Source organism: Streptomyces sp. NPDC031479 (genome assembly GCF_055581065.1).
Window position 1 is genome coordinate 112,194 of sequence record NZ_JBVIKC010000007.1, and the last position, 20,167, is coordinate 132,360.

General features: G+C 75.8%; 12 protein-coding genes. 9 read left to right on the forward strand and 3 right to left on the reverse strand.

Annotated features, from left to right (window positions below):
- Positions 1 to 5: 5 nt before the first annotated feature.
- The 9 genes from ACZ5D2_RS10905 to ACZ5D2_RS10945 all read left to right on the forward strand — a co-directional run bounded on the left by ACZ5D2_RS10905 (position 6) and on the right by ACZ5D2_RS10945 (position 15,741).
- Positions 6 to 347 (forward strand): hypothetical protein, encoded by a 342-nt coding sequence (locus ACZ5D2_RS10905; RefSeq protein ID WP_371680459.1) that lies wholly within the window; start codon positions 6 to 8, stop codon positions 345 to 347.
- 5 nt (positions 348 to 352) lie between these two features.
- A complete protein-coding gene (locus ACZ5D2_RS10910; protein WP_371680458.1) occupies positions 353 to 715 on the forward strand; it encodes a GPW/gp25 family protein in 363 nt (120 codons plus the stop codon).
- Positions 712 to 3,597, forward strand: coding sequence for a putative baseplate assembly protein (locus tag ACZ5D2_RS10915; RefSeq protein WP_468928673.1), 2,886 nt, complete (start codon positions 712 to 714; stop codon positions 3,595 to 3,597). Before ACZ5D2_RS10910 ends, ACZ5D2_RS10915 begins: the two co-directional genes overlap by 4 nt.
- A gap of 173 nt (positions 3,598 to 3,770) precedes the next feature.
- Positions 3,771 to 7,001: a putative baseplate assembly protein gene (locus ACZ5D2_RS10920; RefSeq protein WP_468928674.1), complete on the forward strand. Its 3,231-nt coding sequence runs from the start codon at positions 3,771 to 3,773 to the stop codon at positions 6,999 to 7,001.
- Positions 6,998 to 9,148 carry a hypothetical protein gene (locus ACZ5D2_RS10925; RefSeq protein WP_468928676.1) on the forward strand — a complete coding sequence of 717 codons (2,151 nt, stop codon included), beginning with the start codon at positions 6,998 to 7,000 and terminating at the stop codon, positions 9,146 to 9,148. The genes ACZ5D2_RS10920 and ACZ5D2_RS10925 overlap by 4 nt, the downstream gene beginning before the upstream one ends.
- 24 nt (positions 9,149 to 9,172) lie before the next feature.
- A complete protein-coding gene (locus tag ACZ5D2_RS10930; protein ID WP_371680454.1) occupies positions 9,173 to 10,657 on the forward strand; it encodes a DUF6519 domain-containing protein in 1,485 nt (494 codons plus the stop codon).
- A gap of 3 nt (positions 10,658 to 10,660) precedes the next feature.
- Positions 10,661 to 14,131 carry an eCIS core domain-containing protein gene (locus ACZ5D2_RS10935; RefSeq protein WP_468928679.1) on the forward strand — a complete coding sequence of 1,157 codons (3,471 nt, stop codon included), beginning with the start codon at positions 10,661 to 10,663 and terminating at the stop codon, positions 14,129 to 14,131.
- Positions 14,132 to 14,213: 82 nt separating this feature from the next.
- Complete coding sequence (locus ACZ5D2_RS10940; RefSeq protein WP_371680451.1) at positions 14,214 to 14,936, forward strand: AfsR/SARP family transcriptional regulator; 723 nt, start codon at positions 14,214 to 14,216, stop codon at positions 14,934 to 14,936.
- Positions 14,937 to 15,183: 247 nt separating this feature from the next.
- Positions 15,184 to 15,741, forward strand: a complete 558-nt coding sequence (locus ACZ5D2_RS10945; RefSeq protein WP_371680450.1) for a hypothetical protein — start codon at positions 15,184 to 15,186, stop codon at positions 15,739 to 15,741.
- Positions 15,742 to 15,821: 80 nt separating this feature from the next.
- Here the strand turns inward: ACZ5D2_RS10945 and ACZ5D2_RS10950 are convergent, their stop codons facing one another.
- From ACZ5D2_RS10950 to ACZ5D2_RS10960, 3 genes are all read right to left on the reverse strand, one after another.
- Positions 15,822 to 16,937 carry a SagB family peptide dehydrogenase gene (locus ACZ5D2_RS10950; protein ID WP_371680449.1) on the reverse strand — a complete coding sequence of 372 codons (1,116 nt, stop codon included), beginning with the start codon at positions 16,935 to 16,937 and terminating at the stop codon, positions 15,822 to 15,824.
- A gap of 271 nt (positions 16,938 to 17,208) precedes the next feature.
- On the reverse strand, positions 17,209 to 18,456 hold the full coding sequence (locus tag ACZ5D2_RS10955; RefSeq protein ID WP_371680448.1) for an ATP-grasp domain-containing protein: 1,248 nt from the start codon (positions 18,454 to 18,456) through the stop codon (positions 17,209 to 17,211).
- A gap of 24 nt (positions 18,457 to 18,480) precedes the next feature.
- Positions 18,481 to 20,139 carry a glycoside hydrolase family 13 protein gene (locus tag ACZ5D2_RS10960; RefSeq protein ID WP_468928682.1) on the reverse strand — a complete coding sequence of 553 codons (1,659 nt, stop codon included), beginning with the start codon at positions 20,137 to 20,139 and terminating at the stop codon, positions 18,481 to 18,483.
- Positions 20,140 to 20,167: the final 28 nt, after the last annotated feature.

Genomic DNA, 20,167 nt, shown 5'->3' on the forward strand with positions numbered 1-20,167 from the left:
GCGCGATGCCCGGAACCGTGGTGACGACCGCGACGGCGGTCACCTGCGGGCACCTCGCCCCCGTACGGAACACCCCCGCGCAGACCCGGGTGCTGGCCGGCGGCGCGCCGCTGGCCACCGCCGCCGACCAGCTGGTGGTCACCGGCTGTCCCGGGGTGTCCGGTTCGCCGCCCTGTACGACGGTCCGCTGGACGGGACTGGCTTCACGGCTGCTGGCCGGCGGCCGGCCCGTCCTCGTACAGGCCCTCCCGCCGGCCGGTCCGGTACCCGGCTCGGGCGTGTGCGCCGGGCCGCCCCCGACGACCCCGCTGGTCGTCGCCGGCCAGCTCCGCGTGACGGCGGGGTGAGCGCCGTGGACGTCGACTTCCCCTTCGGGACCGCCGCCACCGGCCGCACCCGGCTCACGGGCACCGAGGACCACGTGCGCGACATGATCGAGCAGGTGCTCTTCACCCGTCCCGGGGAGCGGGTGGTCCGGCCCGACTTCGGCTGCGGCCTGCTCGACCTCGTCTTCGAGCCGAACGGCCCCGACCTGGCGGCGGCCCTCCAGGTGACCGTGCAGACGGCTCTGCAGCGCTGGCTCGGCGACGTCATCGCCGTCCGGTCCCTCTCCGTGACCGCCGAGGACGCGGCCCTGCGGATCGAGATCGGCTACGTACTCCTGGCGACCGGCGCCGTCCGGACCGAGGCCTTCGACAGCGGGGTGATCAGGTGAGCGGGGAGCACGCCCTCGGCGTCCGGGAGCGCGACGCGCGGGCCGCCGGTCTGGCCGGGATCGAGTCCGTGACGGTGGACGGGGGCCGTACGCGGCTCGCCGTCACCCTCTTCGGTCCGGTGCCCGCGGAGCTGGTGCCGGCCAACTTCCGGATCGACGGCGGGGTCGTCGCCCGGGACCTGCGGGTGGTGTCCGTCGAGACGGACCCCGGTCGCGGCGACGACGCGGAGGGGGAGCCGCCCGGCCGGGTGCTGTTGCGGGTTGACCGGCCGGGCGACGTGTCCGCGTACCGCCTGTGCGTGGTGCGGACCGATGCCTCCGGGCGGCCGGGCACCGAACCCCCTGAGGGCTTCGACCCGTTCTTCGCGTCCGCCGGGTTCACCTTCGGCCAGGACTGTCCGGCGACGGTGGACTGCGGGCCCGACCCGTGCCCGCCCGGGGCGTTCCCGGAGCCGGTCATCGACTACCTCGCCAAGGACTACGCGGGACTGCGCCGGGCGCTGCTGGAGCGGCTCGCCCTGACGCTGCCCGAATGGGGCGAGCGGCACGCCGCCGACATGACGGTCGCCCTCGTCGAGCTCCTCGCGTACGCGGGCGACCAGTTGAGCTACGAGCAGGACGCGGTCGCCGCGGAGGCCTACCTGGACACCGCCCGGCTGCGCACCTCGGTCCGCCGTCACGTGCGGCTCGTCGACTACCCGATGCACGACGGCTGCGCCGCGCGGGCGTTCGTCTGCCTGTCCTCGGACGCGCGGGCCACCCTGCCGGCCGGGACCTTCCGGTTCCGGGCCGGCGGGCAGGTCTTCGAGCCCGTCCGCGCCGAGCCGGTCACCGTCCGGCCGGCGCACGGCCGGATCGGCCTGTGGAGCTGGGGGGAACACGAGTACTCCCTGCCGGCCGGCACGACCTCGGCCGCGCTGCGGGACGGCGAGGGCGAGCACCGGCTGTCGCTGCGCGCGGGGGACGTCGTGGTCTTCGAGGAGGTCCTCGGCGCGGCCACGGGACTGCCCGCCGACGCCGACCGCGGGCACCGGCAGGCGGTGCGGCTCGTCGCGGTGCGGCGCGGTGTCGACCGGCTCTACGGGCAGCGCCTGCTGGAGGTGGAGTGGGACGCGGCGGACGCCCTGTCCTTCCCGCTGCGGGTGCGTGCCGTCGGCGGTCCGGAGTGCGTCCCGCTGGACGTCGCCGTGGCCCGGGGCAACACCGTGCTCGTCGAGCACGGGGCGAGCCGCACCTGGTGCGGTGCGGAGCCGGAGCGGGTCACCCGGCCCGCACGGCCCCCGGGGGCCGAGGGCTGTCCGTGCCCGCCGGAGTCCGGGTGCGCCGGGACGGACGGCCCGGTGGCGCTGCCCGCCTACCCGCCGGCGGAAGACCGGTTCGAGCCGCGGGTACCGGGCGACGGCGCCGCGGCTCCGGTCACCTGGAGCGTGCCCTTCCCGCTGCCCGCGGACGTCGCGCGGGCCCAGGCCCGGCGGCTGGACGGGATCCCGGGCCGCGCCCGGGACCGGCTGCTGGACCTGCTGCACTCCGCCGAGGGGGGACACCGCCCCGACGGTGCGGCCCTCGCCTGGCTGACGACCGTGTTCGGCGCCGCCGCGCTGCGCCGGCTGCCCCTGGCCGCCGAACCGGTGGCGGCGCTGCGCACCCTCGTGGCCCGCTTCGACGAGCTGCTGGAGCGCAAACTCGCCCGGCTGCGGGAACTCGCCCGCCGGGCACGGGCCGGGTACGTGCTGCGGGCCGCCGACGAGGGCTGGGAGATCGGGCAGGGCTGGGGCGCGGCCGAGGGCGGGGCGCTCGACCCGGAGCTTGCGGTCTTCCACGGGCCGGCCGCGCGGGCGCTGGCACCCGATCCGCGCGCGGCCCTGCCCGTGGTGGAGGTCCGCGCGGACCACGGCGACGGCCACGGCGACAGCGACGGCCACGACCACGACTGCGGCGCGAGCGCCGCGGGGCCACCGTGGCTGCCCCGGCGCGACCTGCTCGACTGCGGGCCCGCCGACCGCTGCTTCGTGGGCGAACTCGACGACGACGGCGTCCTCGGGCTGCGCTTCGGCGACGGCCGCCACGGCGCGGTCCCCGCCCCGGGCTCCGTGCTCGCGCTGCGCTACCGGCTCGGCAACGGGACGGCCGGCAACGTGGGGGCGGAGGCCATCGACACCGTCGAGCTGTGCGGGGTCACCGGGGTGACGGTCCGGGTGCGCAACCCGCTGCCCGCCACGGGCGGCGCCGACCCCGAACCGCTCGCCGAGGTACGCCGACGGGCTCCCGGTGAGGCGCTGCGCCGGCTGCTGCGGGCCGTCACCGAGGCCGACTACGCGGCACTGGCGGGCGAGGTGCCCGGCGTGCAGGGGGCCGGTGCCCGGCTGCGCTGGACCGGCTCCTGGTACGAGGCCCAGGTGGCGGTGGACGCGCTGGGGACGGACGTCGCCCCGGAGGAGCTGCTCGACGGGGTGCGGGAGCGGCTGCACCGGGTGCGCAGGATCGGGCACGAGGTGCGGGTGGGGCCGGCCCGGCAGGTGCCGCTGCGGCTGGCGCTGTGCGTGGAGGCCGAGCCGTCGGCGGTGGCGGGACACGTGCGCGCGGCCCTGGCCCGGGTGCTGGGCCACGGCCGCACGGCCGACGGCGCGCCCGCCTTCTTCCACCCCGACGCGCTCACGTTCGGAACCCCCGTGCGGGTGAGCCGGATCGTCGCGGTGGCGGCGGCCGTGCCCGGCGTCCTGTCGGTCTCGGTCACCGCCCTGGAGCGGCTCTTCGAGCCCTCGCCCGACGCGCTGCGCGAGGGTGTCCTGCCCATGGGACCGGACGAGATCGCGCGCCTCGACGGCGATCCGGCCCGGCCCGGGAACGGCGTACTGGAACTGCGGATCGGGGGCGGTCGATGAGCGGGCACGGCGGATGCGGGTGCGGGGGAAGCGGGGGCGTCACCAGGAGCGGGAACGGCGGGGGCGGGGGCTGCTGCCGCGGGGGTCCGCCGACGCCGGCGTCCACGTACAACCCGCCGGGACGCTCCTCGATCGACTACCGCGTCGGCACGCACGGGCGGTTCATGGCCGCGATGCTCCAACGCCTGGCGAGCCGGCCGGAGCTCGACCGGCTGACCGCCCGCACCACCGACGATCCGGCGGTCGCCCTGCTCGACTGCTGGGCCGTCGTCGCCGACGTGCTGACCTTCTACGGGGAGCGCCACGCGCAGGAGGGCTACCTGCCCACGGCCGTCGAGGCGGAGTCCCTGGTCCGGCTCGGGCGGCTGGTCGGCCACCGGCCGCGGCCCGCCCTCGGCGCCGGCGGATACCTCGCCTACACCCTCGACCCCGGCGCGCGGACCGTCGTACCGGCCGGGTCGCAGGCCAAGAGCGTGCCCGCGCCAGGGGGGTTGCCGCAGACCTTCGAGACGGCCGAGGAGCTCACGGCCGATGCCGCCTGGAACACCCTCCCTGTGCGGACGACGGCTCCGCCCCGGCTCCGGGCCGGTACGGCGCGCGGGCTGGAGCGGCTCACCTTCACCGGGTCCGCGCTGGGGCTGCGGCCCGGTGACCGGCTGCTGCTGCTGTTCGGTTCGGCCCACGATCCGGTCGTCCGGGTGGTGGCGGGCGCGACCGCCGACCACCCGGCCGCGCTCACCGCCGTCGACCTCGTCCCCGACTCCCCCGCCGACCCGGCGGAGGCGGCCCGGGAGGCACTGCTGGCCGTGGCCGGCAGCGGACCCCGGGTGCCGGCCGCGACGGTCCTGCGGGCATCGGTCGCGGCGGCGCTGGAGCGGCTGGCCCCGGACGGGGGCGCCGCGAGCCACGCGTACGGGAGGGTCGCGGACGCCGCCCGGCTGCTCGCGGAGGGCGTGGCCTTCACCGGGGCCCGGGGGAACGCGGCGTTGGCCGGGTGGCTCGCCGGGGAGGTGGCCGAGGCGGTACGGGCCCTGCGGGCCGCGCTGTCGGCCGTGGCCGCCGAACACCGGCGCAGCCTGCCGGAGGTCGAGTACCTGAGGGCGCTCGCGCACGCGCTGGCCTGCCCCTGCACGCCCGGTGAACGGCGCACGGACACGGACGGGAACGGGAACGGGAACGGGAACGGGGACCGGGACGGCGAGGACGACGGCGACGACCGGGACGGCGACGGAGCCCGGTACGGGGACGGCTGCGGTTCCCCGGACTGCGACCGGGCGACGGCGCTCGTCGCCACCGCCGCGGTGCTCCCGGCCCTGCGCCGCACCCCGCCCCTGCCCCCGACGGCGGGCCGGGACCTGGACACCGACCCGTGCGAGGCGTGGGACCCGCGCTCCGACTCGGTACCCGGGCTGCTCGCGGCGGCCGATCCCCGGCTGGCCGGCGCGGTCCACCGGGCCTGGGCCACGCAGCGGATCGCCCCGCCCCGGGAGAACGCGGGCGTGCAGGTGCCGCGCGTCAAGGCCCGGCCGGTGGATCCGCGCCTGGACCCGCAGGGCGCTGAGGCGCCCGCCGGGAGCGAGTACCTCTACCTGGAGGGCCACTTCGACGGGGTGCTGCCGGGCTCCCTGGTGCTCGCCGAGCAGGCCCGCCCGGCGCCCGAGAGCCACGTGGTCCGGGTCCTGGACGTCACCCAGCTGCGGCTGCCCTTCCCCGTCGCGGCGGCCGCGCCGCCGGTCTTCGTGCCCGTCACCCGGCTCACCGTGGACGGCCCGTGGCACGGGGCGCCGGACGCGGGGGGCGGCGTTCCGTACGGGGACATCACCGTCTGGGCGGCGGGCGAGGACCTCGTCCTGGCCGACGACCCGGTCACCGAGGACGTCGCGGGTGCCCGGATCGAGCTCGCCGGGGTCTGCCCCGGGCTGCTGCCCGGCCGCCGGCTGGTCGTCTCCGGCGAGCGGACCGACGTCCCGGGGACCACCGGTGTCCCCGGCAGCGAGCCGGTCATGCTGGCCTCCGTCCGTCAGAGCGTCGACCCCGCCGCCGGCGGGGACACCGTGCGCACCGAGCTCCTCCTGGCGGCGCCGCTCACCTACACCTACCGGCGGTCCACCGTGACCGTGTACGGCAACGTGGTGCCCGCCACGCAGGGCGAGACCCGGTCGGAGGTCCTCGGCAGCGGGGACGCCTCCCGGGGCGGGCAGTCGTTCGCGCTGCGCGGGGTGACGGCCGCCGCGCCGCTGACGTACCTGCCGGCCGCCACGCCCGACGGCGCCGAACCGGCCCTGACGGTACGGGTGGACGGCGTCCGCCGCCCCCTGACCGAGGACCTCTCGCTCCTCGGGCCGACCGACCCGGCCTACGCGCTCGACCGGGACCCGGGCGCCGGCACCGCCACGGTGGCGTTCGGTGACGGCGTCCACGGCGCCCGGCTGCGCAGCGGGGTGGAGAACGTCACCGCCGTCTACCGGGTCGGCGCGGGACCGGACGGCAACCTGCCCCCCGGCCGGATCACCCAGGCCGTGAGCCGTCCGCTCGGGGTGGGCACCGTGACCAATCCGCTCGCCTCCACGGGCGGCGCGGACGCCGACGGGCCGCGCGACCTGCGCGCCGTGATCCCGCTGCGCACCCGGGCCCTGGACCGGCTGCTGTCGGTACGGGACTACGCCGACTTCGCGCGGGCCCGCGCCGGGATCGGCAGGGCGGTGGCCGCCCGGCTGTTCGACGGCCGGCGCGACATCGTCCACGTCACGGTCGCCGCCGCCGGCGACGTGCCCGTCACCGCCTCGGACCCGCTGACGGCCGGACTGTCGGCCGCGCTCGAAGACTTCGGGGATCCGCACGTCCCGGTGCGGGTCGACGTCCGGGAGCTGGTGCTGCTGGTCCTGTCGGCGGGTGTGAAGGTGCTGCCGGACCACTCCTTCGAGACCGTCGAACCGGCGGTGCGGGCCGCCGTCCTCGGCGTGCTCGGCTTCGCCGCGCGCGATCTGGCCGAACCGGCCCGGCTCAGCCGCGTCCTGGCCGCGGCGCAGGCCGTGCCGGGGGTCGGCCACCTCGACGTGGACGTGTTCGCCGGGATCGGCTCGGCGGCCGATCCGCTGGCCCTCGTCGACCTCGTCTCCGGTCTGCGGGGCGCGGCGGCGACGGTGGACGCGCTGCCGGCCCGGGCCGAACCCCGGGTGCACGTGGTCGGCGACGACCCGACCGGGGCCGCCGACACCCTGACGTCGGTCGCCGTGCGCCACGGCCTGCGGGTGGAGGAGCTGGTGGCCCTCAACCCGGGCCTGCGTTCGCCGGCCCTGGAGCCGGGGCGGCGCCTGGTCGTCTCCGTGTCCGTGCGCCCGGCCCAGCTGGCCGTGATGACCCCCGACCTGCCCCAGACCCTGATCCTGCGGAGGCTGCCGTGACGACCGGTGCGGAGCGGACCCTGTACGAGCTGCTGCCGGCCCTCTACCGGCGCCGGGACGCCGAGGAGGGGATGCCGCTGCGGGCGCTGCTGGAGGTGCTGGAGGAACAGCGCGTCCTCGTGCGGGAGTCGGTGCGCCGGCAGTACGCCGACTGGTTCGTGGAGACCTGCCAGGACTGGGTGCTGCCCTACATCGGGGCGCTGGTCGGCTACGAGGCCCTGCCCGGACACGAGGCGGCGCTCGCCCGCGGGGACGGGGCCGCGGCCCTGCTCGCGGCCGCGGTGGCGCCCCGTCGCGACGTCGCCCGCACCCTGGCGAACCGGCGGCGCAAGGGCACCCTCGCCGTGCTGGAGGACCTGGCGCGCGACGTGGCCGACTGGCCGGCGCGCGCGGTGGAGTTCCGTACGCTGCTCGCCTTCGACCAGCCCGTGCGCCGGTACGCGTCCTACGGGCCGGACATCGGGGAGCGGCTGCGCTCCGGACGCCTGGCGGACCTGCGGTGCGGCGGTGAACTCGACCTGGTGGACGGGCCGTTCGACCGGCTCGCGCACACGGCGGACGTCCGCGGGGTCGAGTCGGCGCACGGTCCGGGGCACGAGGGCGTCGCGGGCGTCGGGCTGTTCGTGTGGCGCCTGGGCGCCCACTCCCTGACCCGGTCACCGGCGTACTGCGTCGACCGCGACCGCGGCCACTACACCTTCAGCGTCCTCGGCAACGACACCCCGCTGGTGACGCTTCCCGTGACCGAGCCGGCGCCGACGCACATCGCGGACGAGACGAACGTCCCCGCCTTCATCCGGCGGCGGGCGTTCGAGGAGCACACGGCCCGGTACTACGGGCCGGGCAAGAGCCTGTGCGTGTGGAGCGGGGACGGCACGCCGGTGCCGCTGTCGGCGATCGTCGCGGCGGACCTGTCGCACTGGGAGCCGTCGCCCGGGGGCCGGGCGCCGCGCCGGGGGGAGGTCGCCGTGGACCCGGTGCTCGGGCGGATCGCCTTCGCGCCGCGCTCGGCGCCCGAGGCGGGGCTGCGGGTGAGCTACCACCACGCCTTCTCGGCGCCCATGGGCGGTGGCGAGTACCCGCTGCCCGTGGCGCCCTGCGGGCCCGGGGCGGCCCGCTACCGGGTCGGGCCCGGTGAGGAGTTCGAGCGGCCCGCGGAGGCCGTCGCCCGGTGGTACGAGGACAAGCGGGCCGACCCGGCGCGCCGCGAGGCGGTCATCGAGCTCGTGGGGTCGGTGGCGTTCCGGCAGCGGACCGAGATCCGGCTGGACCTGGGCGACCGGCTCACGGTGCGGGCGGCGCCCGGCAGCCGGCCGGTGCTGCGGCTGCTGGACTGGCACGCCGACCGCCCGGACGCGCTGCGGTTCACCGGGACGGGCCGGGGGGAGGGACCGCTGCCCTCGCTGCGGCTCGCCGGGCTGCTGGTGACCGGCCGCGGCGTCCGCGTCCAGGGGCCCGTGGGCCGGGTGGAGATCAGCCACTGCACGCTCGTGCCGGGCTGGTCGCTCGACCGGGGCTGCGGCTGCGAGCATCCCGGTGAGCCCAGCCTGGAGCTCGTGCGCACCCCGGCGTGCGTGGAGGTCCGCGACAGCGTCACGGGGGCCGTCCTGGTGGAGGCGGACGGGGAGTGCGCCGCGCCGAACCGGGTCTTCTTGCGCGACTCGGTCCTCGACGCCACGTCGACGGCGCTGCCCGCGTTCGGCGGACCGGACGGCGGGTGCGCGTACGCCGAACTGTCGGCGCGGGCGACCACGGTCATCGGGACGGTGCGCACCCACGCGGTCGGGGTCGTGGAGGACTCCCTGCTGGACGGCGTGGCGCACGTCGCGGTCCGCGACCGGGGCTGCGTCCGGTTCAGCTACCTCGCGCCGGGCTCCCGCACGCCCGCGCCCTTCCACTGCGAGCCGGCCGCCTCCGGGGACCCGGCCCGCGTCGTCCCCCGGTTCACGAGCACGGCCTACGGGACGCCCGGCTACGCGCAGCTCTCCGCGGCCTGCCCGCCCGAGATCCGCCGCGGCGCCGAGGACGGCTCCGAACTCGGCGCGTTCCACGGCCTGTTCCAGCCCCAACGCGAGGACGGGCTGCGCAGGCGGCTGGCGGAGTACACGCCGGCCGGGACGTCGAGCGGCGTCCTGTTCGTCACCTGAGTTCCGTCCCCGAGGAGGCACATCTTGTCCGTCGACATCTCGCGCGTCTCGTTCGACCCGTCGAAGCACTACTCGCGGATCGTCCACCAACAGGGGCGGGTCACCCTGGACGCCGACGCGAACGAGCAGACCGCCGTGCTGCTGCACTACCTGCGCACCGTCGTCGCCGACGTGCTCGGGCCGGCGGCCGTGCCCCGGGGCGCGCCCGGGTTCTCGGTGGCCCGGATCCCGCAGGACCCGGACCGCGACCTCGCGATCGGCGCCGGGCGGCTGTACGTGGACGGCCTGCTCGTCGAGAACGACGTCCCGACCACGTACCTGACCCAGCCCGACGGCCACGTCGACCCCGAGACGGCCCCCGTCCCGGCGGGTCCGGCGCTGGTCTACCTCCGGGCCTGGGAGCGGGAGGTCACCGTGATCCAGGACCCGGCGATCCGCGAGATCGCGCTGGGCGGCGCCGGTCCGGACACCGCGGCGCGGGCCAGGGTCGTCTGGCAGGTGGTGCTGCACGGCTTCGGGGCGGAGGATCCGGATCCGGGGGCCGCCGAGGCTCCCGCATGGTTCCGGTCCTGGCTGGACGGGCTGTACCGGCCGGCCGGCCGGCTGGCGGCGCGGGCCCGGTACGAGCCGGCGGGGCCGTCCGACCCGTGCGCCGTCGTGCCCCGGGCCCGGTTCCGGGGGCCGGAGAACCAGCTGTACCGGGTGCAGGTCCACACCTCGGGGGCGGGCCTGCTCCCCGGCGCGGACCCGGCGCGGCCGGTGGTGCGGACCCGCCGGGGGCGGGGCGCCGGCCGCGCCGCGGAGCCGGTGGCCACGTTCGTCTGGTCCCGTGAGAACGCCTCGGTGGCCCTGCCGGTGACCTCGGTGGCGGGGCCGGTGGTGACGGTGGAGGGCTGGGGGCGCGACCACCGGCTGGGGGTGGACGTCGGCGACCTGGTCGAGCTCGTCGACGACGCCGCGGCGGTGCACGCCGCGGACGAGGTGCCGGGCGGCCCGCCGCAGCGCGTCCACCGGATCGTCGCGGTCGACGTGCCCGGCCGCACCCTCACCCTCGACGCCGACCCCAACGCGGGCCCGCCCGGGGGGCAGCCGCCCCCGCAGGTCGGCGGGGATCCGGAACTGCACCCGTACCTGCGGCGCTGGGACCACCGGCCGCCGCGGGGCGAGGACGCCCTGCCCGTGGTCCTGGACACGTGGATCGCCCTGGAGGACGGCGTGGAGGTACGTTTCGACGCCCCGCGGCGGCCGACGGAGGCGGGCCCGGACGCGGATCGGGGGCCGGACGGGCAGCGGACGGCGGGGCGCTTCCGGCGGGGCGACCACTGGCTGGTTCCGGCCCGCACGGTCCCCTGTGACGTGCTGTGGCCGCAGGCCGAGGACGGGCCGGCGGCCGTCGAGCCGCACGGCGTGGTCTACCGGTACGCCCCGCTGGCGTACCTGCCCGCCGGGGAGGGCGACCCCGTACCCCTGGTGCCCGTGTTCTCCCCGCTGTTCCCCCCGGCGGGGTGAGCGGTGGCCGCGCGCGAGGTGCCCGCCGTCCCCTCCGGGCCCGCCCGGCCCGAGCGGCGGTCGGTGCGGCGGGCGGTGGATCCCCGGGCGCCGGAGCCCGACGAACGGCTGGAGGCGGAGGCCGACCGGTTCGCCGAGCGGTACGCGTCCCTGGCGCCGGGGGCCGTGCGCCCGCTGCCGCGCCCCCTCCCGGCGGCCTCCCCGACGGGGGACGCCGGGGCGCCCCTGGACGCGGCGACGCGGGCGGCGATGGAGCCCCGGCTGGGCTGGGACCTGTCCCGGGTCCGGGTGCACACCGGGCCGGGAGCCGCCGCGTCGGCCGCCGCCCTGGGTGCGCGGGCCTACACGGTCGGCGGCCACATCGTCCTCGGGGACGGGGCACGGCCCGGTTCGGACGCGGGGCGGCGACTGCTGGCCCACGAGCTGGCCCACGTGGCCCAGCAGGCGCGGGGCGAGGGCGCGGGCAGGATCCACCGCAAGCCGCTGCCCCCGGCGACGGCGCCCCCGGCCAGGAGGGCGCGGGGCGGCGGGCGGCCGTACGAGTTGATCGTGACGCGGGAGATGAACCCGGCGGAGCTGCTGCGCCAGTTCATCCGCCAGTACTACCAGACGACGGACGAGGGGGAGGTCGACCGGCGGCTGCCCTGGTGGCACTGGGAGAAGCCGGGCGGCCTGGCGGCGGGTGCCGACGACGTCCTGAACGGCAAGATCTGGCTGACCGTCAACGACTCCACCCAGGCCGCCCTGGACCGGCTGCCCCAGGAGGAGCAGGACCGGATCAACGCGGAGGCGGACGCCCGGTTCTGGCAGCGCAGCGGCCTGCCCACGGGAACGAAGCTCGGCAGCGGCCCCGAGGACGCCGTGCTGCGCGCCCACTGGCTCGGGGCCCGCGCGGACGTGACCTACGAACACGCCCTGCTGCGTGAGCTCCAGGCGCTGCCCGAGGACGTCCGGCGGATCCTCTTCGCGGGCGACCGGACCCTGGTCCCCGAGGACTACGAGAAGGCCCTGCGCCTCGCCCGCAGGCTGACCGCCCTCACCCCGGCGCAGCGCGCCGCCTATCTGGACCGGGTGAACGGTTCGACGGACGACTGGGACGAACTCGACGCGGGCATCGGCCGGTTCGAGGACCGGGAGCGGCTGCGCGAGGCGGACGCGGGGCGCACCGAGGAGGCGGCCTTCGCCCTGTTCGGCTGCGAGGACCTCTACCGGCTGTGGCGGGAGCGGGACAGCACGCGGCGGGATGCCGTCCGGGGCGGGCCCTACGTCGCCTACCAGCCGGGTCTGGAGCGCAGGGCGACGGAGGCCGCCGCCCGGTTCGGCGAGTCCCTGGCCCGGCACGGGTTCGAGGGCGAGCAGGCCTTCCTCGACGCGATGGCCGTCTACCGGCTGCGGTTCCGCACCCGTGCGGTGGAGGCCGCCCTCGACGTCCTCGATCACTACGACCACCTGCTGTACGTGGAGCGGGGCCGGCTGCGGGCGCCCGGATACGTGGCCTCCCTGGTCTCCGGCATCGCGGCGTCGGGCGCCCGCGGACTCTACGAGCGGGCCGCGCGGGCGGAGTCGACGGCACGAAGCATCCGGGCCGGGGCCGACCCGGAGTCCTCCTTCGAACGGAACCGGGCCGCCGCGCGGGCGGGCGGGTACCAGCGGGAGGCCCTTTCGCTGCGGGACTCGGCGGAGCGGGCGGTGCTGTCCGCGGGCGGTGGCGACCCCCTGCTCGACCCGGCGAAACTCGGCCGGGCCACCGACCTGGAGAAACTGTCCGGCCTCGACGAGGCGGGCGCGCGGGACCACCTCCTCGGGGTCGTCGACGCCCGGCTCGCGGACACGGCCGGGGCCCGGCGCGAGTTCACGGCGGATCCCGAGCGCGTCTACAGCCTGCCCGACCTGGTGCGGGCGACGAAGGAGGGTCTGGGTGCGGACGGCGCCACCGTGTACGGGTGGATCGTGGACGACCACGTCGAGGAGGTCCGCCGGTCCCACGTGTTCACGGCCGCGGTCCTCGGGGTCCTCGCCCTCGTCCTCGCGGCCCTCGTCCCGGTCGGAGGCTGGGTGGCGGCGGTCGCGCTGCTCGGCACCACGACCCTGAGCGCCTACCAGGCCGGGCAGGCGCTGGAGGAGTACCGGGTCCAGTCGGCGGACTACCGGCTGTCGTTCATCGAGGACGAGCCCTCGCTGCTGTGGGTCGGGGTCGCCGTGGCCGCGGCCGCGGTCGACCTGGGGGTCTCGGCCGTCGTGCTCTTCAAGGCGTCGGCGAAGGCGCTCTCCGCCTTGGAGGGCCCGCTGCGCGAGCTCGCGGCGGCGTCGGACGCGGAGTCGGCGGCGGCCCGTTACCGGACGCTCGTCGCGAGGATCGAGGAGGCCGAGGGGCTCGACCGGGCGGTGAAGGAGGCCCTGAAGACCCGGGCGGCGGCCGCGCGGGGCCTGGACCAGGTGGTCGGCGAGCTCCATGCGAGCCCGATGGCCTTCCTCGGCGTCCCCGAGCCCCGGCTGCTCAGGAGGGGCCTCTTCCACCTCGTCCGGCTGGGCGCGAACACGTTCACGAAGCTCCGCAGGGAGAAGCAGCTCATCGACCTCCTGGGCGACGTGACCAAGCTGTCCGGCGCCGCCAGGGTCGAGCTGGAGGCCGCGTTCACGGAGGTGAAGGAGATCGTCGCGGCCGGCAGGGCGCGCCGCATGGACGAGGCCACCCTGCTGGAGTTCGTCGACCGGTCGGCCGCCGCGCGGAAGGCGGGTGGTGCGAGCGAGTTCGAGTCGATCATCGCGGACATGCGGGCCTGGCATCCGCCGACGCAGGAGCAGGACCAGGCGGAGAAGGCCCTGGTCAAGGCCTGGGAAGACCTCCGGTCGCGGCACCAGACCCGGGAGGAGTTGCTGGCCGAGCGGAGGGCCGGCCCCAAGACGCCGTCCGGGGCGCGCGACACCGAGCGGATCAAGGAGCTGGACGACAGCTTCAAGGGGTTCGACGACATCGTCGAACGCGACGGCAGCGGCAGGACCTGGGTGAAGCGGGGGCTCATCTCCCGGGCGCGGCAGGACGTACTGGCGGCCGAGGCGCTCGCCGAGAAGGCACGGGTCAGCCCGGTCAAACGCATGCGGGCGGCCTTCGAAGGATCCCCCGAACGGGCCGAGGTCGCGGCGTCGGGGACGGCCGACCGGGTCGGGACGCTGCGGTCACCGTCGGGGAAACTGGCCGTGGACCACGTCGTCTCGCTGGACCGCATGGCGCAGATGGACGGGTTCACCAAGCTCAAGGCCCTGGAGCGCGAGCGGCTGGCGGTCCGCAAGGACAACCTCGTCCTCATGGACGCCTCCGCGAACTCCTCGAAGGGCGCACGCGGTTGGTCCGCCTGGGAGCACGCCTCGAACTACTACACCGATCCCGCCGAGATCGCGCGCTGGAGGAACCGGGACGCCGAACTCACGGCGACGATCCAGCAGTGGATCCTGGACACGGTGCGCGGCCGCTGAGACCTGCGCAAACCACCCGCACGAGTGCGTTCGGCGGACCGGCCGGAGGGAAGGGAGCAGGGCACAGGGGGAGAGGGGATCGATGCCGTACGACACGTCGCTCCCGGCGCCGGTACTGCGGCTGCTGGGCACCTTCCGCTACGAGGCCCCGGGCGGCGCGGTCGCCGTGGAGGCCCCGGGACAACGGCTGTTGGCCTTCCTCGCGCTCCACCGGAGCGTCAGCCGGGGCGTCCTCGCGGGGACGTTGTGGCCGGACTCCGGTGAGGGGCACGCGCAGGGCAGTCTGCGGACCACGCTGTGGCGGCTGCGCCGCGGGGGCCGGCACGTCGTCGACGTCCGGGGCGAGATGCTCTCGCTCCACGAGGAAGTCACCGTCGACGTGCACGCCTTCCGGCGGACGGCGCTGCGCGTCGTGGACGCCGACGGGGATCCGGGAGAGGACCCGGGGCTGGGTCTGCTGTTCGCGGGGGACCTGCTGCCGGGCTGGGACGAGGAATGGGCCCTCCTCGAACGGGAGCGGCTGAGGCAGCTGCGGCTGCACGCGCTGGAGGCGCTCAGCGCCCGGCTGATCCGCTCCGGCCGGCACGCCCTGGCCCTGGACGCGGCCCTCACCTGCGTGGGCATCGAGCCGTTGCGGGAGAGCGCGCACCGGGCGGTGGTGGCGGTGCACCTGGCCGAACACAACGCGGTGGAGGCGGTCCGCCAGTACGGGGCGTTCCGGCGGCTGGTCCGGGCGGAGCTGGGGGTGGAGCCGTCGGCCCGGTTCCGGGCGATGCTGCCGCCGGGTTCGGCGGCCTGGCGGTAGGCCGCGTCGGCTTCCGGTCGACACCCCGGGGTGATCGGGGCAGCATGGAGGGGACGGGCACGTCCGGATAGGCCCGGTCGCCGCGCACCGGGCGCGGCGGTCGGTGGGAAGCCCGAGGCACGGAGAGGGCGCACCGCCGTCCCCGGGGCTGCCGCCTGCCCGTTTGCATGCGGCCGCACCCGCTCCCCCTCGACTCCCGCGCCGTCCTCCGGGGCCCGACGATCCGATGCCCGATGGGAGCACCCTCATGTACCGACGCACCCGACGCGCCGTGATCACCTCCCTGCTCGTCTCCTCGGTCGTGTGCGGCAGTGCCGTCGTCCTCGCGCCGGCCTCCGGCGCGGCGGTGCCGGCCGCCAGCTGCACGGTCACGCCCAACGCGGACGGGACCGCCGTCACCATCTCCGGTGAGGGGTTCACGCCACCGCGCAAGCTCAACGACGGCGAGAGCACCGAAGACCTGAACGTGGACGCGACCGGGCACTTCCTCCTGAAGCGCTTCCAGAAGAACGTCGACTACACGGTGCTCGCCGTCAACGAGGACCAGCCCTTCGTCTTCGTGAACTGCAAGCGGGTCCCCGCGGCCACGTCACCGAAGGCCACGAGCCCGACCCAGCCCGGCTCCCGGCGTGACCGGGCCGCGGGCAGCGCGGCCGGCGCCAAGGCGGGCATCGCAGCGGCCGCCACGAGCTGCGCCACCCCGCCCGTGGCGGACAAGAGCGGCCAGCAGCACAGCGACGCCTACTGGAACAGCTGGACCCAGGCCGCCAACCGCGCCTTCCAGAAGGCGTGCCAAAACCGTTAGGAGCGCAGTGCGCCCCGGTCCCCGGGAGCCCTGGAGGGCTCCCGGGGACCGGGGCGCGTCACCACCACGTCCCGCGGCCGTCAGGCGGGGCGGTCCCCCGGATACAGCGCCGCGCGCCGGAAGGCGTCGAGACCGGCGGTGGGCTCGGCGTCCTGCCGGTCCCCCGCGGGGATCCCGGCGGCCAGGACGTACAGGGCCGTTTCGGCGATGCCGTCCACGCCGAGGGCGTCTTCCAGTTCGCTGTCGCGGAAGGCCGCGGTCTGGAAGGGACCGAGGCCCAGCGCGGTGGCGGTGAGGGCGAAGGTCTGGCCGAGGTGGCCGGCGTTCATCAGCATCACCCGGTAGGCGCGGGGCGCCCGGTACTTGCTGCTCATGCGTTCGACGACCGCGGTCACGAATACCGTGACCGGGGCTTCCCCGACGGCCTCCTGGTCGAAGCTCAGGTGGGCGGCCCGCTCGCGGGTGAAGGCGGGGTCCAGGAGCTCCAGCGAGTGCTCCAGGACGTTGTAGTGGTAGAGCCCGGGTGTGACGCCCTCGACCGCGAAGACGCCGACGTACGCCTCCAGTTCGTGCCGCGAACCGCCTGCGGCGCTGGTGCGCTTCATGAGGGCGCCGAAGTCCTGGCCGTCGAGGAACTCGCTGGGGCCGAACACCATCGCGAGGAGTCCCGACAGCACCGGCAGCGGCAGGTCCACCTGCCGGAAGGCCCGGTGGGTGCGCCGCCCGTAGAGGGTGCGGACGAAACCGGCGTCGACGTCGAGGGGGGCGCGGGGCAGCAGGATCCGGTCCGCGGCGGGGTAGTTCTTGAACAGCGCGGGGCGCTTCCCGGCCCGGAAGTCCTCGTTGACCTCGGGGGAATCGGTGTAGGGGGCGTCCTTGCTGGAGAAGTGCAGCGCGCCGGCCTCCGGCGACCAGGTGTCCCAGTGCTCGGCCAGCCGGTCGTCGCGCTCGCGCTCGTCCTCGGAGACGAGGAAGCCGTAGGCGTGCAGCTCGGCGAGGGCCGCGCGGCAGGAGTCGGGATCGTGGTCCGGGAACATCGTCACGGCCTCGTCGACGGTGGTCCAGTCGGTGAACGCGGCGAGGAGGTCGGCGGCCATCGGCGCGAGCGAGACCTCGGATCCGCCGAGGTAGTTCTGGATGACGAACGCCCCGTCACGCCAGTAGCAGACGAGGTTGTGCGCGCGGCGCAGCAGCATGGGGGTCTCCTTGGCGACCCGAGCGGGGGCCGGTCGCTCCGGCCCCCGGTCGGGATCATCGGCGGGTCAGCGCTGGTAGTGGATCTTGATGCTGCGGGCCTGGACGGGCTTGGCGGCGAGTTCGACCTTCTTCATGGAATGCTCCTTCTGTTCGTTCCGGCTCCGGGATCCTTTTCCCTTCGCCCTTGATGGAATCAATTCTGCCGGTGTGCCGATGGGCGGCCAAGTCACGGGATTCCGGGACCTGTCGGCCGGCTTGCCGTGGAATGCGTCAGTCGATGTCGTAGAAATCCCGGCCGTCGATATAGCGGACGGTGGCGAGGTCGCGCAGCACGCTTTCCATCACCTCGTGGCGCAGTTCGACGAGCAGCGGGTACGTGAGGTCGTTGACGGTCGGGACGATCTGTTCCCCGGGACGCACGAATTCCCTCACGCCCATGAAGCTCTCCAGCTTCTTCAGCTCGTCGAGGCCCGTGTATCCCCGGAGGGTTCCCTCCACCGGAGAGATCATGGGCGCGCCGGCGACGAACTGCTCCACCCGGTACCGCTCGCGACGGCGCTCGTGGAAGCGCTCCGGGCGGACGTAGGCGTCCGCCGTCCAGTTCAGCTGGGACTCGCCGGTCGCCATCCGGGCGTAGTGCGCCGTGCTGCCGCCGCCCATGCGTGCCGCGACCTCGATCACGCACGGGCCGGACGGTGTCATCTTGAGCTGGACGTGGGCGGGTCCGTGGCGGATGTCCAGGGCGTCCAGGACCTGTTCGGCGTAGCGGACGATCTCGTCGAGCCGTTCGCCCTCGTACGGCAGCAGCACCATCCCGTCGCAGAGGTCGAGGACCCCGTTCGCGGTGATGTGCGTCGAGGTCCAGATGTCGCAGACGTGGTGCTCGCCGTCCCGGCTGACCGTGTTCAGGGCGTACTCGGGCCCGGCGAGGTACTCCTGCGCGACCACCGTGTCGTTGGGCAGCGAGAAGATGTCGTCCGTGCCGACGAGCCCCTCGTACGCGCGCACCGCCTGTTCGGGGGTGTCGCAGTAGTTGATGCCGTCGCTGCCCGCGCTGCTGAGGGGTTTCACCACGATCCGGCCGCCCAGTTCCCGGTGCCACGCCTCCAGTTCGGCGGCGTTCGTGACCAGCAGCTGGCGGGCGCCGCGCAGGCCGGCCGCCTTGATCTTCTCGACCATCGCGTACTTGTCGCGCCGGGCGTGGCTGCCCGCCGTCCCGTTGGTCGCCAGGCCCAGCCGTTCGCTGAGCAGGTCGGCGAAGCCGACGCCGAACTCGCTGTCGGGGATGACCGCGACCGGCCGGTAGCGGGCGAGTTCCGCGAGGGTCGCGTCGAGGTCTCCGTGGTGCACCACTTCGGCCGCGAAGCCGGTGGGCACCACCGACGCGTAGAACTCCGGCCGCACCGGGACGCTCTGCACGTGGACGGCGTCGTATCCGTGTTCCTTGAACGCGGCGACCAGGCCGCCCGAGCGGCAGGCGGGACTCGCGTCCACGAGCGCGACGTAGCCTTTTACCACCAGATTCCCACCTTTGCTTGTCGTTCATGAGTCGGGGGCGCCGGCCGGGGGCCGGCCGAGCCAGGCGGCGGCGTGCGGCGCGAGCTCGTGCCCGGACGCCGGATCACTCGCCAGCAGTACGGTGTGGCCCCGCGGCAGGGCCACCGGGCGGTCGGAGAAGTTCACGAGGCACAGGACGTCGTCCCGGCGGAAGGCCAGCACGTCCTCCCCGGCCGGCACCCAGGCGAAGTCCTCGCCCCGGAAGGCGCCCAGGGAGCGGCGCAGGCGCAGGGCCCGGCGGTAGAGGCTGAGCAGGGAGGCGGGGTCCGCGTCCTGGGCCGCCACGGTGAGGGCGGCCCAGTGGTCCGGCTGCGGGAGCCAGGTGTCCGCGCCGGCGCCGGCGCCGAATCCGTACGGCCGCTCCCGGCCGGACCACGGCAGGGGCACGCGGCAGCCGTCCCGGCCCGGGTTGACGCCGCCGGAGCGGAAGTGGACCGGATCGCGGCGGGCTGCCGGGGGCAGGTCCTCCACCTCCGGCAGCCCGAGTTCCTCGCCCTGGTAGAGGTAGACGGAGCCCGGGAGCGCCAGGGTCAGGAGCGCCGCGGCGCGGGCGCGCCGGGTGCCGAGGGCGAGGTCCGTGGGGACGCCGGCGGTGACCTTCCCGAAGTCGAAGGAGGTGTCGGCCCGGCCGTAGCGGGTGACCGTCCGGGTGACGTCGTGGTTGCACAGCACCCAGTTCGCGGGGGACCCGGCCCGTGCGCTCGTGGCCAGCGAGGCGTCGACGGTCTCCCGCAGCGCGGCGGCCTCCCAGGCGCACTTGAGGAAGGCGAAGTTGAAGGCCGAGTGGAGTTCGTCGTCGCGCAGGTAGCGGGCCAGGCGTTCGCCCTCGCCGGTCCAGATCTCGCCGATGAGGACGCGCTCGTCCGGATAGGAGCGGGCGATGCGGCGCCACGACCGGTAGACGCCGTGCAGTTCCTCCCGGTCGACGTACGGGTGCGGCCGCTCGTCCGGCGGACGGACCAGATCGGGCAGTTCCGGGTCCTTGGCCAGCAGGTTCGCGGAGTCCACCCGGATGCCGGCCACCCCGCGGTCGAACCAGAACCGCAGGAGCGACTCGAACTCGGCGCGGACGGCGGGATGGTTCCAGTTGAGGTCCGGCTGCTGCGGGGTGAACAGGTGGAGGTACCACTCCCCCGGTCGTCCCGCGGCGTCGGTGGTCCTGGTCCAGGCCGGTCCCCCGAACTCGGAGAGCCAGTTGTTGGGGGGCAGCTCGCCGTGCTCCCCGCGTCCGGGCCGGAAGTGGAACGGTTCGCGCTCGGGGGCACCGGCGGGGGCGGCGAGCGCGGACCGGAACCACGGGTGTGCGCGGGAGACGTGGTTGGGGACGAGGTCGACGACGATGCGGACGTCCAGGGCGCGGGCCTCGGCGATGAGCAGCTCCGCCTCGGCCAGGGTCCCGAAGGCGGGGTCGATGTCACGGTGGTCGGCGACGTCGTAGCCGCCGTCGGCGAGGGGCGAGCGGTACCAGGGGGTGATCCACAGGGCGTCGACGCCCAGCCCCGCCAGGTGGGGCAGGCGGGCGCGCAGCCCCGCGAGGTCTCCGGTCCCGTCGCCGTTCCCGTCGGCGAAACTGCGCGGGTAGACCTGGTAGACGACGGCGTCGCGCCACCACTCGCGCGGCGGCGTCCGTCCTTGTGTGGGCACGGCCCATCTCCTTCCCGCACCGGGGCCG